The sequence below is a fragment of the Streptomyces sp. NPDC127595 genome (assembly GCF_042671685.1).
Lineage (GTDB): Bacteria > Actinomycetota > Actinomycetes > Streptomycetales > Streptomycetaceae > Streptomyces.
Window position 1 is genome coordinate 1 of record NZ_JBHXWK010000001.1, and the last position, 11,739, is coordinate 11,739.

General features: G+C 71.4%; 11 protein-coding genes. 6 read left to right on the forward strand and 5 right to left on the reverse strand.

Annotated elements, in window-relative coordinates:
• Positions 1-158: 158 nt before the first annotated feature.
• A complete protein-coding gene (locus ACFVKT_RS00005) occupies positions 159-512 on the reverse strand; it encodes a VOC family protein (protein ID WP_385725856.1) in 354 nt (117 codons plus the stop codon).
• A 172-nt stretch (positions 513-684) separates the two neighbouring features.
• On the opposite strand from ACFVKT_RS00005, the gene ACFVKT_RS00010 reads away from it, so the two are divergent.
• Positions 685-2,532, forward strand: coding sequence for a transketolase (locus ACFVKT_RS00010; RefSeq protein ID WP_385725858.1), 1,848 nt, complete (start codon positions 685-687; stop codon positions 2,530-2,532).
• 171 nt (positions 2,533-2,703) lie between these two features.
• Here the strand turns inward: ACFVKT_RS00010 and ACFVKT_RS00015 are convergent, their stop codons facing one another.
• The 3 genes from ACFVKT_RS00015 to ACFVKT_RS00025 form a co-directional block, all read right to left on the reverse strand.
• Positions 2,704-2,874 (reverse strand): hydrophobic protein, encoded by a 171-nt coding sequence (locus tag ACFVKT_RS00015; protein ID WP_385725860.1) that lies wholly within the window; start codon positions 2,872-2,874, stop codon positions 2,704-2,706.
• Positions 2,875-2,918: 44 nt separating this feature from the next.
• Entirely contained in the window at positions 2,919-3,740 is an 822-nt protein-coding gene (locus ACFVKT_RS00020) for a class I SAM-dependent methyltransferase (RefSeq protein ID WP_385725862.1), read from the reverse strand.
• Between the two features lie 186 nt (positions 3,741-3,926).
• On the reverse strand, positions 3,927-5,420 hold the full coding sequence (locus ACFVKT_RS00025; RefSeq protein ID WP_385725864.1) for a bifunctional phosphatase PAP2/diacylglycerol kinase family protein: 1,494 nt from the start codon (positions 5,418-5,420) through the stop codon (positions 3,927-3,929).
• A gap of 179 nt (positions 5,421-5,599) precedes the next feature.
• Here ACFVKT_RS00025 and ACFVKT_RS00030 point away from each other — a divergent pair, with 179 nt between their 5' ends.
• The 3 genes from ACFVKT_RS00030 to ACFVKT_RS00040 all read left to right on the forward strand — a co-directional run bounded on the left by ACFVKT_RS00030 (position 5,600) and on the right by ACFVKT_RS00040 (position 8,753).
• On the forward strand, positions 5,600-7,219 hold the full coding sequence (locus tag ACFVKT_RS00030) for an ATP-binding cassette domain-containing protein (RefSeq protein WP_385725866.1): 1,620 nt from the start codon (positions 5,600-5,602) through the stop codon (positions 7,217-7,219).
• 163 nt (positions 7,220-7,382) lie between these two features.
• On the forward strand, positions 7,383-7,616 hold the full coding sequence (locus ACFVKT_RS00035) for a DUF6158 family protein (protein ID WP_384387189.1): 234 nt from the start codon (positions 7,383-7,385) through the stop codon (positions 7,614-7,616).
• A 315-nt stretch (positions 7,617-7,931) separates the two neighbouring features.
• Positions 7,932-8,753: an RNA polymerase sigma factor SigF gene (locus ACFVKT_RS00040; RefSeq protein ID WP_385725868.1), complete on the forward strand. Its 822-nt coding sequence runs from the start codon at positions 7,932-7,934 to the stop codon at positions 8,751-8,753.
• Here the strand turns inward: ACFVKT_RS00040 and ACFVKT_RS00045 are convergent.
• Positions 8,750-9,922 carry a PAS domain-containing protein gene (locus tag ACFVKT_RS00045; RefSeq protein ID WP_385725870.1) on the reverse strand — a complete coding sequence of 391 codons (1,173 nt, stop codon included), beginning with the start codon at positions 9,920-9,922 and terminating at the stop codon, positions 8,750-8,752. The genes ACFVKT_RS00040 and ACFVKT_RS00045 overlap by 4 nt on opposite strands.
• Before the next feature lie 113 nt (positions 9,923-10,035).
• Here ACFVKT_RS00045 and ACFVKT_RS00050 point away from each other — a divergent pair, with 113 nt between their 5' ends.
• A complete protein-coding gene (locus ACFVKT_RS00050; protein ID WP_385725872.1) occupies positions 10,036-10,752 on the forward strand; it encodes an ANTAR domain-containing response regulator in 717 nt (238 codons plus the stop codon).
• Positions 10,753-10,963: 211 nt separating this feature from the next.
• Positions 10,964-11,653 (forward strand): hypothetical protein, encoded by a 690-nt coding sequence (locus tag ACFVKT_RS00055; protein WP_385725874.1) that lies wholly within the window; start codon positions 10,964-10,966, stop codon positions 11,651-11,653.
• The last annotated feature ends 86 nt before the right edge of the window (positions 11,654-11,739 follow it).

Genomic DNA, 11,739 nt, shown 5'->3' on the forward strand with positions numbered 1-11,739 from the left:
GCTGAACGCGCTCGTCCTCAAACGCCGGACGGGCTAAAAGATCTCTAGCCCCGGCCGGGGAAAGATTCAGCCCCTCCGGCGTTTGAGGAGCGGGGTCTGGGGCGGAGCCCCAGGAACAAGGGACGGGAAGGGGCGGAGGGGGCGAAAAACCACCCCCGCTACTCCCCGGCCCGCCGGTCCACGTACTCGTACACCGACCCGTCAGGGTGCAACGCGATCAGATTGCGGCCCACCGGGGTCGTCACCGGCCCCGCCAGGACCCGGGCTCCCGAGTCGGTGAGGACGCGATGGGCTTCCTCGACGTCCTTGACGGCGATGGTGGCGGCGACCTTGCGGAGGACGTCCAGTTCGGCCGGCGGTCCGCTCATGAGCAGGAAGCAGCCGACCGCGGCGACCGATACGCCGCCACGCTCGAATCGCAGGGCCTGCCCGCCCGCGAGTCTCTCGTAGAACGGGACGGAAGCCTCCAGGTCGTCGACGCAGATACGCAGCGTGGCTCCCAGAATCTCCATGCCGATGAGCCTAGTTGGGACCGGCCGGAAACGAGATCGCTTCGGGGGGATCGGACGAGGACCAAACGCCCGGCGCGCACGTGTTTGGGTGCCCTGACCAGGGGGACGCGGAAAGTCCCGTACGAGCGACACCCCCCAAGGCGCCCGAGAGCCGGCGTCCGGAAGGAAAGTCATGGACACCCGACAGCTCATCGACCTCGCGCAGCAGCTGCGCGTCGACAGCATCCGCGCCTCCGACGCGGCGGGCTCAGGCCACCCCACGTCCTCGATGTCCGCCGCGGACCTGATGGCGGTTCTGCTGGCCAACCATCTGCGCTATGACTTCGAACGCCCCCAGCATCCCGGCAACGACCGCTTCATCCTCTCAAAGGGGCACGCCTCACCCCTGCTGTACGCGGCGTACAAGGCCGCCGGGGCTGTCGGCGACGCCGAGCTGCTCACCTTCCGCAAGCTGGGCAGCCGGCTCGAAGGGCACCCGACGCCGCAGCGGCTGCCGTGGGTGGAGACCGCCACCGGCTCGCTGGGGCAGGGACTGCCCGTCGGCGTCGGCATCGCACTCGCCGGCAAGCGGCTGGACCGTACGGGATACCGCGTCTGGGTCCTGTGCGGGGACAGCGAACTCGCCGAGGGATCGGTGTGGGAGGCAGCCGAGCACGCGGGATACGAGCACCTCGACAACCTCACCGTGATCGTCGACGTGAACCGTCTGGGCCAGCGCGGACCCACCCGGCACGGGCATGACCTGGACGCCTACGCGCGCCGGTTCCAGGCCTTCGGCTGGCACACCGTGGAGATCGACGGGCACGATGTCGACGCCGTCGACCGCGCGTACGCCGAGGCCGGGTCCACCGGGGGACAGCCCACCGCGATCCTCGCCCGCACCCTCAAGGGCAAGGGTGTCGCGTCCGTCGAGGACCGCGAGGGCCTGCACGGCAAGCCGCTGCCGGATGCCGACGAGGCGATCGCGGAACTCGGCGGAGTCCGAGACCTCCGCGTGGAGGTCCAACAGCCGCCTGCCGCAAGGATGTTGCATGCCGTCCGGGTGGGTCATATCGACCTGCCGCGCTACGAGACCGGCGACAAGGCCGCCACCCGCGACGCCTACGGGCAGGCGCTCGCCGCGCTCGGCACCTCCCGCGGCGACATCGTCGCCCTCGACGGCGAGGTGAGCGACTCCACGCGCGCCGAGTACTTCGCCAAGGACCACCCCGAGCGGTTCTTCGAGTGCTACATCGCCGAGCAGCAGCTGGTCGCGGCGGCGGTCGGGATGTCGGCGCGCGGCTGGGTGCCGTACGCCTCCACGTTCGCCGCCTTCCTCACCCGGGCGTACGACTTCGTGCGGATGGCCGCGGTCAGCGGCGCCGGCATCAATCTCGTCGGCTCGCACGCGGGTGTCTCCATCGGCCAGGACGGGCCCTCCCAGATGGGCCTGGAGGACCTGGCGATGTTCCGGACGGTGCACGGTTCGACCGTGCTGTACCCGTGCGACGCCAACCAGACGGCGAAGCTCGTCGCCACCATGGCCGACCTGGACGGCGTCCGCTATCTGCGCACCTCGCGCGGGGAGGCGCCCGTCATCTACGGCCCGGCGGAGGAGTTCCCCGTCGGCGGAAGCAAGGTCCTGCGCAGCTCCGACGAGGACCGGCTGACCCTCGTCGCGGCAGGCGTCACCGTCCACGAGGCGCTCGCCGCCGCCGACTCGCTCGACGGCGAGGGCATCCGGGTGCGGGTGATCGACCTCTACTCGGTCAAGCCCGTCGACCGCCCCACCCTGCGCGTGGCCGCCGATCAGACCGGCTGCCTCCTCACCGTCGAAGACCACCGTGAGGAGGGCGGCCTCGGCGACGCGGTCCTCGACGCCTTCGTCGACGGCCGTCCCGTGCCGCGTCTGGTGCGCCTCGCCGTCCGTACGATGCCGGGCTCGGCGACCCCGGCCGAGCAGCTGCACGCCGCGGGCATCGACGCCGAGTCGATCGCGACGGCGGCCCGGCTGCTGGTCGAGACGGCTGTCGTGCGCTGAGCGCATCGCACACAGGCTGGAGCGCATTGCGCACAGGCTGCGGCCCGAGGTCCTGAATCAGGACCTCGGGCCGTTGAACCGCTATTTCTGCTACCGGATCTTCCTAGCGGATCTTCCGGACACTTCTACTTCCTCCGCCATTTCCCGGGGAAGTGGCTTACGGGAATGGGGTCACCACCGATACCAGCGCCCCCGGGACCCGGTGGCGCTTGTGCCGCGTACCAGGAAGCCCAGTAGCCACACAGCGAGAACGATCAGAGCGATCCACCAGAGAATCTTCACCGCGAATCCGGCACCGAAGAGAATCAGGGCCAGAAGCAGTACCAGCAGGATGGGAACCATAGTTTTCGACCTCCTGCGTTCCCGGGTTTCCCGAAGCCGACGGATTAGACGTCCTTACGGCAGAGAATTTCTCCGTGCAGTACGGAGAACCAGCCGTCCTCCTGTTCCGCCCACTCCCGCCAGGCGTCCGACACGGCCCGCAGCTGCTCCGTGGTCGCGTGGCCACCCTCCGTGGCGCGTTCCGCGTACGCCGAGGCGAGTGTGCGGTCCGCCCAGAGGCCGCCCCACCACTCCCGCTCGTCCTCGGTGGCGAAGGTCCAGGTACTCGACGTGGCCGCGATGTCCCGGATGCCGGCCGCCAGCGCCCAGGACTTGAGACGCCGTCCGGCGGCCGGCTCGCCGCCGTTGGCGCGGGCGACGCGCAGATACAGGTCCTGCCAGTCCGTCATGCCCGGCACCTCGGGATACCAGCTCATCGCCTCGTAGTCCCCATCGCGCACGGCGATGAACCCGCCCGGCCTGGTCACCCGGTACATCTCGCGCAGCGCCTGGACCGGGTCGCCCACGTGCTGGAGCACCTGATGGGCGTGGACCACACAGAACGTGTCGTCCGGATACTCCAGCGCGTGCACGTCCGCGACCGCGAACTCGACGTTCTCCAGGCCGCGTTCGGCGGCCGTGGCGCGGGCTGTGTCCAGGATTCCCGGCGCGTGGTCGACGGCCGTGACCTGCCCGTCGGGGACCAGTTCCGCCAGGTCGGCGGTGATGGTCCCCGGGCCGCAGCCGATGTCCAGGATCTTCATATGGGGCTTCAGCGAGCCGAGGAGGTACGCCGCCGAGTTGGCGGCGGTGCGCCAGACGTGCGAGCGCAGTACGGACTCGTGGTGGCCGTGCGTGTAGACGGCGGTCTCCTGCGACTTCGACATGACCGGTCCCCTTCTCGTCTGCCCGTCGGGTACGGATCACGGTACGCGCCGATGTCGAATGATGAGACCTGCGTCTTGGAATACGGACAGACGGAATGTGGACAGCCGAGATGTGGACGGCCGGAATCTGGACAGCCGGAATCCGGGCAAGCGGAATCCGGGCAAGCGGAATCCGGACAGGCCGTGTCAGGGGTGCGGGCGGTAGACGGTCAGGGCCTCGGGGATCTTCTGCAGGGTCACCTCGCCCGCCACCTCCGTGACCTCACCGTCGTACGCGAGGAGGGTGCCGGCCGCGACGCCGTCCACGCGCAGGCGGCGCACGCGTACCGCCGCGTGGGCGGGGGAGCGGGTCAGCGGTCCCGCGAGGGCGGCGGCCAGCAGGCGGACCGCGGGGCGGCGGCCGCCGTGCACGACCCGTACGTCCAGGCGTCCGTCCGCCAGGTCGAAGCGGCGGGCGGGGGCGAGACCCATCCGGTGATAGGTGCCGTTGCCGGCGAACAGCAGCCACAACGGGTGGCTGCGGCCGCCGAGTTCGGCCCGCAGCGGGTGGCCGTCCGTGCGCAGGACGCGCAGGGCGCCGAGCACCCCGGCGGGCCATCCGCCGATCCGCCGGGACCAGCGCTCCCGCTCCCGCACCAGTTCCGGGTAGACGCCCAGGCTGCAGGTGTTGAGGAAGATGCCCTGCTTGCTGCCCGACGAGAACCGGCCCACGTCCACGCGTACGGCGTTGCCCTCCTGAAGGGCGCGGATCAGATCACGCGGGCCCTCCACTCCGAGGTCGTGGGCGAAGTGGTTCAGGGTGCCGCCCGGCAGGACCGCGAGCGGGAGGCCGTGGCGCAGGGCGATCCGCGCGGCGGTGTTCACGGTGCCGTCGCCACCGCATACGCCGAGTACCACGGCCCGGGTCGCCGCCTTCTCCAACTCGGCCTCGACGTCGGCCGGTTCGCTCTCCACTATCTCGGCAAGCGGCAGGGCGTCATGCAAGGCGTGTATCCGGTCCGCAGTGCCCGAGCCCTTGTTGGCCACCATCACCAGACCGTCCCCGTCGGCCAGTGCGGGCGCTCCCGCACTGGGCCGGTCGGGCCGGGGAACCTGGTCGCGGGTCGGAACCAGGGCGCGTACGGCATACGCGGCGCCCACACCCAGGGCCGCGCCCGCCAGGACGTCGCTCGGGAAGTGGACACCGGTGTAGACCCGGGACACCACGACCGCGGTGGCCAGCGGCGCCACGGCCGCGCCCCAGCCCCGCGACTCCAGGGCTACACCCGCAGCGAAAGCCGCGGCGGAGGCGGCGTGACCCGACGGGAACGACGTGGTGATCGGCTGCCGCTTGAGCTGCCGGATCCGCGGGACGGGATCCAGGACGGGCCGGGTGCGGCGCACCGAGCGCTTGCCGACGGTGTTGATCGTGGCCGAGGCGACGGCGAGCGAGGCGAGGCCGCGGGCGGCGGCTGCGCGGGACCTCGGGGTGCGGGCGGCCGCGATCGCCGCGGCTGTGGCGAACCACAGGACGCCGTGGTTCGCGGTGCGGGTCAGCCTGGGGAGGATGTGGTCGGCGCCCGGCCAGTGGCGGGACGCGACCGCCTCGAACAGGCGGTAGTCGGCGTTGAGGAGCCGGTCCCGGAGGATGCGGGGGCCCGGGGGGCGGAGGGTGAGGTCCACGTCTGGGATCGGGGTCATGGGGGTCCGTGTACCCCGGGTTTGGTTTTTCGCCCCCTCCGCCCCTGCCCGTCCCGTTCCTGGGGGCTGCCGCCCCCAGACCCCCGCTCCGGCCTGGACGGCCTCGTCCTCAAACGCCGGACGGGCTGAAACGAAACGCGTTTGCCCAGTACGGCCCCACCCCCGGAGAATGCACCCCCATGGGACACCTCGAAGCCGCACACCTTGAGTACTACCTTCCCGACGGGAGGGCGCTGCTCGGCGATGTGTCGTTTCGGGTGGGCGAAGGGGCCGTCGTCGCCCTGGTGGGGCCCAATGGCGCCGGAAAGACGACACTGCTGCGGCTGATCTCGGGGGAGCTGAAACCGCACGGGGGGACCGTCACCGTAGGGGGCGGCCTTGGGGTGATGCGCCAGTTCGTGGGATCCGTCCGGGACGAGACGACCGTACGAGAACTGCTCGTGTCGGTGTCGCCGCCACGGATCCAGCAGGCCGCGAAGGCCGTGGACGCTGCCGAGCACGCGATGATGACCGTCGACGACGAGGCCTCGCAGCTCGGGTACGCGCAGGCGCTGTCCGACTGGGCCGAGGTGCAGGGCTATGAGTCGGAGACCCTCTGGGACATGTGCACGGTGGCCGCGCTCGGCATTCCGTACGAGAAGGCGCAGTGGCGGCAGGTGCGGACGCTCTCCGGCGGTGAACAGAAGCGGCTGGTGCTCGAAGCGCTGCTGCGCGGCACCGACGAGGTGCTGCTCCTTGACGAGCCGGACAACTACCTCGACGTCCCCGGCAAGCGCTGGCTGGAGGAGCGGCTCAAGGAGACCCGCAAGACCGTTCTGTTCGTCTCGCACGACCGGGAACTGCTGGCCCGCGCCGCCGAGAAGATCGTCAGCGTCGAGCCCAGCCCCGCCGGAGCGGACGCCTGGGTGCACGGCGGCGGTTTCGCGACGTACCACGAGGCGCGGCGCGAGCGGTTCGCCCGCTTCGAGGAGCTGCGCAGGCGCTGGGACGAGAAGCACGCCCAGTTGAAGAAGCTGGTGCTGAACCTCCGTCAGGCGGCCTCCATCAGCCATGAGTTGGCGTCCCGCTACCAGGCCGCGCAGACCAGGCTGCGGAAGTTCGAGGAGGCCGGGCCGCCTCCGGAGCCGCCGCGCGAGCAGGACATCAAGATGCGGCTGCACGGCGGCCGTACCGGCGTACGGGCCATCACCTGCAAGGGACTTGAGCTCACCGGCCTGATGAACCCCTTCGACCTGGAGGTCTTCTACGGCGAACGGGTCGCCGTCCTCGGCTCCAACGGCTCGGGCAAGTCGCACTTCCTGCGGCTGCTCGCCGGAGACACCGTCGCACACACGGGGGAGTGGAAGCTCGGCGCCCGCGTCGTGGCGGGGCACTTCGCGCAGACGCACGCCCATCCGGAGCTGGAGGGCCGGGCGCTGCTCGACATCCTGTGGTCCGAGCATGCCCAGGACCGCGGCGCCGCCATGTCCCGGCTGCGCCGCTACGAACTGACCGCACAGGCTGAGCAGCGCTTCGACAGGCTCTCCGGAGGCCAGCAGGCCCGTTTCCAGATCCTCCTGCTGGAGCTGGCGGGCTCCACCGCGCTGCTCCTCGACGAGCCGACCGACAACCTCGACCTGGACTCCGCGGAGGCCCTCCAGGAGGGTCTGGAGGCGTACGAGGGGACGGTCCTCGCCGTCACCCACGACCGCTGGTTCGCCCGCTCCTTCGACCGCTACCTGGTCTTCGGCTCCGACGGCCGGGTGCGGGAGACGCAGGAGCCGGTCTGGGACGAGCGGCGTGTGGAGCGGGCCCGGTAACGCCTGGAATCGGGGCCCCGGTCCCGGAGGACCGGGGCCCCGGATGTTCGTAGAGTGGAGGGAGACGGCGGGATCCACGGCTCCCTCCCGGACGCCGCTCGGTGCACGCTCGCCGGGCGGGTCTCCGGACCGCGCCGAAGGCCACGACGAGCGGGGTACCACCATGACCGGAGTCGACCCGGGCCGGCTGGACGACCAGCAGCTGATGAAAGAGCTGGAGACGATCCACCGCACGCGCCACGACACGCTGCTGCACGGTTCGAACGACGCGCTGCGGACCCACAACGACCGCATGGCGCAGCTGGAGGGCGAGTATCTGCGCCGCCACCCGCGCCGCCCGGTCGCCGCGGGCCGGACCCGTGAGGGAGCCCGCGAGCGGGGCCCTGCCGGGGAGTGACCGGAGAGGGTGACCGCGACCCGGTTTCCGAGGCCCGCCGTCCCCCCGTCCCCGCCGTCCGCCCTCTTTCCGCACCGGTGAATGAGCCGGATTCACCGGTGAATGGGCCGGGCCGACCTGCGCGGACCCCTTGTGGGACAATGAACGTGTGTTTGCCCCTCCATTGCGGGGGCAGGCGCAACCCAAGTGCTTCGGACAGGAGGCACGTCCGTGGGAGTGGTGTACCACTCGCCCCGGGTGTGCCCGTCCGGCGTACGGATGTGCTCCCACGGTGACTGTCCAGACCAGGCACCTGTAAGGGAGTTGCGACGCATCATGCGAACTCAAGTGAGCGCGAAGCGCCATCCGCACGACGACGCCCCCGACACCGCGGAGTCGTTCCGCACGCTCGCCGCCCTCCCCGCCGGCCGGCAGCGCGACGCCCTCCGCGAGGAGATCGTCGAAGCCTGGCTGCCGATGGCCGAACGGCTCGCGGGACGGTTCCGCAACCGTGGTGAGAGCTCCGACGACCTGCGTCAGGTCGCGGCCCTGGGCCTGGTCAAGGCCGTCGACCGCTACGACCCCGACCTCGGCAACGCATTCGAGAGCTACGCCGTGCCGACCATCACCGGCGAGATCAAACGGCACTTCCGCGACCACATGTGGACCCTGCACGTACCGCGCCGCGTCCAGGACCTGCGCAACCGCGTGCGCTTCGCGAGCCAGGACCTGTCCGGGTCCATGACGGGCCGCAGGCCCACCGTCGCCGAGATCGCCGAGCGCGCCCAGATGAGCGAGGAGGACGTCCGGACCGGCTTGGAGGCCCTGGAGAGCTTCACCGCGCTCTCCCTCGACGCCGAACTCCCCGGCAGCCAGGACGGCTACTCGCTCAGCGACGCCCTCGGCTCGGCCGATCCGGCCCTGAGCACCGTCATCGACCGCGAGTCCGTCAAACCCGGTCTGCGAGCCCTGCCCGAGCGGGAACGCGCCATCCTCTACATGCGGTTCTTCAGCGACATGACCCAGAGCAGCATTGCCGAGGAGCTCGGCATCTCCCAGATGCACGTCTCCCGGCTGATCACCCGCTGCTGCGACCGACTCCGCGAACAGGTCATGCACGACGACGTCGTCCAGGGGACCCCGCGCAGTGGGGACTAGTTCAACCGGGCCATCGCCAGCGCGATATGACGGGACATCATGTCCATCGCCCGCGCCTCGGCCATCGAGAACGCCAGTCGGCCGCCACTCCGGAACAGCGTGAGGACTCCCCGTACGGGTCCGGGCGCGGCCGTCAGCGGCACGCAGAGCAGCGACGTCACATTCGCCCGTACGAGGAAGGGGGCGCCCGCGGTGTCCCGGCCGTAGGCGTCCGGGTCCTCGGGGCGCACCCGCAACGCCGTGGAACCACCGCGTGCCGTCTCGACGACGATCGGACACGCGGAGGGATCCTGTGCGGCGAGGGCCGCCACCACCTCGGCGTACTCCGGTGGTTCGGGACCGTCCGCCGATGCCGCGACCGCCGTGCCGGACGGCGGCCCCAGGACGGTGGTACGGGACAGGCGTGCGGTCCCGGTGTCCACCACCACCCAGTCCGCGAACCGCCCGTGCAGCACCCCCGCCGCCCGTTCGGGCACCGCGCGATTCGCTCCCGCGGGCGGGCTCAGCAACGTCGTGGTCATCGCGTCCACCAGGTCCATCAGCACCGCGTGCCGGGTGGTCTCGGTGAGGTTCGGTGCCGGGCCCGGCGTGCTCGCCCCCGACGGCACCCGGGAATCCGCGGGCTGCAGTACGACGAGGACGGCGGCCCGCGGTTCGCCGCTGAGCCGCAGCTCGGTGAGCGTCGCCCGCACCGGTACCGAGGGCTCCTGCTGGAGGTGCACGGTGAGACTGCGGTCGCCCTCGCCGCGCGCCACAGCCGCCGCCTGCGAGCGGAACGCGGCACGGTCCGCGTGCGCCAGGAACCCGGTCAGCGGCCGCCCCGTCGCATAGCCGGCCCGGACACCGGTGAAGGAGGCAGCAGCGAAGTTCAGCCTGCGCACCACCGTCTCGCGGTTCACCAGCGCGACAGGCACGGGGACCCGCTGGAAGAGAGCCTTGAGGAGCTGCTGCTCCTGGCGGTCGGTCGAGGCGATGCCGGACGGACGCCCGTCCGAGGAAAGCCGCTGGAACCTCGGCCACAACTGGTCGGCCACATGGTCCAGTTCGAAGATCGCCGTGTCGAGCACGGTCGGAAGTTCGTCGGCGGGCACGGACCGTGCCGACTTCAACTCCGCGACACGGCGCACGAAATCCGCGAGTTCTTCACCGAATTCTTCCGTCTCCGCCATGCGATGAACGTAGCCCGAGGGGGAGGTTCCGGGAGCGGCAGGGGGTGGAACCGGCGTCACCAGTTTTCCACGCAGGTGAGCGGGAAGGCGAGAAAAACTGGAAGGAGTGAATCATGCCGGAATCCGTGCAACTCGGCTGCCTGGGAACGGAATCACCCGAGTCCGCCCACCCCGGCAGGAGACTGTCGGAACTCGTCGAGCAGGCCGCCCGCTGCACCACCGACTGCTGCGGCGCGAGCAGCATGGTGGCCGAAGGCAGCGCGGAACGGCCGGCCGCGGTGACCCACCCCGACCTCGCCGGACTCGTCTCGGTGCAACTGCGCTCCGGCGACGGGCCGATCCCGGCAGCACTGGAACGCGGTGAGATCGTCGACTCGGCGGACCTGCTCCATGACGAGCGCTGGCCGGAGTACCGCGCCATGGCCCTCGACGCCGGCGTGCGCTCCAGCGTCACCCTTCCCTTCCGCCGCCCCGGGCTGACCGTGACCCTCAGCCTCTACAGCTTCCGGCCCGGAGCTCTGGAAGACGCCCACCACGGAGCCGCCCGCGCGCTCGGCGACCTCGCCGCGAGCTGCCTGGTCCGCGACCTCTCCTACCGTGCCGCGCTCACCGAACTCGACCAGTTGGGCGCCGCCCTGCGATCCCGGCCCGTCGTCGACCAGGCCTGCGGCATGGTCATGCATGTACTGGGCTGCGACGCGGACGCCGCCTTCGGGGTGCTGCGCCGGATCTCCCAGGGCACCAACCGCAAACTGTCCGAGGTGGCCGCCGCCGTCGTGGAGAAGCGTGGCCGTGGCCTGAAACGGGAGCTGGTCCTGCTGTCCGACTGAGGGACAGCAGGGGGACAGGAGAGGGACAACGGGGGGAGCAATCGAGGGCCGCCCCGAACGGCGACTGAAGGCCCCGCACAGTCACCCACCCGGCGGTGCGGGTAGCGCGAATGGTGCCCGGCGGCGGGCGCCCGCCGCCCCGGCGGGCTGTGATGGGCCCGGAGGCACGACGGCCGTGCCCTCGCAGCGCCCCGCCGAAGGAGCCCACCCCATGCGCCGTACCGCCCGTGTCCTGTCCGCCACCGCCCTGGCCGGTGCCGCCCTGGGGGCCGCCGCCTCGGCCGCGTACGCGGACCCGGCCGCGGAGGTCACCCCGGGCTCCGTCGAGCCCGGCGGCACCGTCACCATCTCCGTCACCTGCGACGCGATCAGCGGCGCTCCGCCCGATTACATCGAGGCCACCTCGCAGGGCTTCGAGGAGGGCAAGGTCCAGCTGCGCCGGGTCACCGGCAACGACGAGACGGCGGCGGGCGCCGCGTACAGCGGTACGGCCCGCATCCCGGCCGACGGGAACGGCGAAAGCAGTGGTAGTGGCAGCGGTAGTAGCAGCGGTAGTGGCGGTGGCGGTGGCGACGAGACTTACGACGACGACGGCGGCGGCAACGACGCGGTGAACCGCCCCGAGTCCGAGTGGGGCGTCGACGGTGCTTGCCCCGGGGCGTCCGGCGGCCGCGAGAAACAGTGGACCGCCTCGTACACAGTGGCCCGAGGCAACGCCACCGCACACGGCACGGGGGAGCGCCCGGCCTCGGCCCCCGTCCAGCGCGGCGTCCAGGCCGGTGAGGGCGGCGCCTTCACCGACTCCCTGCCTGCTTTGATCACCGGCGGCGTCCTGATCACCGGCGCGCTGGGCGCGGCCGTGTACCGCCTGCGGACCAAGGACGCGTCGGCGGACGGCTGACAGGTCATCCGGCGCGCAGACGGCGGCAGACCCCGGCCCAGAGACCGCCCGGCCCGCAGACGGCGGCAGACCCCGGCCCAGAGACC

Coding starts and splice junctions, on each gene's coding strand:
- ACFVKT_RS00010 (WP_385725858.1), top strand. CDS start 685: ATGGACACCCGACAGCTCATCGACCTCGCGCAGCAGCTGCGCGTCGAC.
- ACFVKT_RS00045 (WP_385725870.1), bottom strand. CDS start 9,922: ATGGCGGAGACGGAAGAATTCGGTGAAGAACTCGCGGATTTCGTGCGC.
- ACFVKT_RS00050 (WP_385725872.1), top strand. CDS start 10,036: ATGCCGGAATCCGTGCAACTCGGCTGCCTGGGAACGGAATCACCCGAG.
- ACFVKT_RS00005 (WP_385725856.1), bottom strand. CDS start 512: ATGGAGATTCTGGGAGCCACGCTGCGTATCTGCGTCGACGACCTGGAG.
- ACFVKT_RS00055 (WP_385725874.1), top strand. CDS start 10,964: ATGCGCCGTACCGCCCGTGTCCTGTCCGCCACCGCCCTGGCCGGTGCC.
- ACFVKT_RS00035 (WP_384387189.1), top strand. CDS start 7,383: ATGACCGGAGTCGACCCGGGCCGGCTGGACGACCAGCAGCTGATGAAA.
- ACFVKT_RS00015 (WP_385725860.1), bottom strand. CDS start 2,874: ATGGTTCCCATCCTGCTGGTACTGCTTCTGGCCCTGATTCTCTTCGGT.
- ACFVKT_RS00025 (WP_385725864.1), bottom strand. CDS start 5,420: ATGACCCCGATCCCAGACGTGGACCTCACCCTCCGCCCCCCGGGCCCC.
- ACFVKT_RS00020 (WP_385725862.1), bottom strand. CDS start 3,740: ATGTCGAAGTCGCAGGAGACCGCCGTCTACACGCACGGCCACCACGAG.
- ACFVKT_RS00040 (WP_385725868.1), top strand. CDS start 7,932: ATGCGAACTCAAGTGAGCGCGAAGCGCCATCCGCACGACGACGCCCCC.
- ACFVKT_RS00030 (WP_385725866.1), top strand. CDS start 5,600: ATGGGACACCTCGAAGCCGCACACCTTGAGTACTACCTTCCCGACGGG.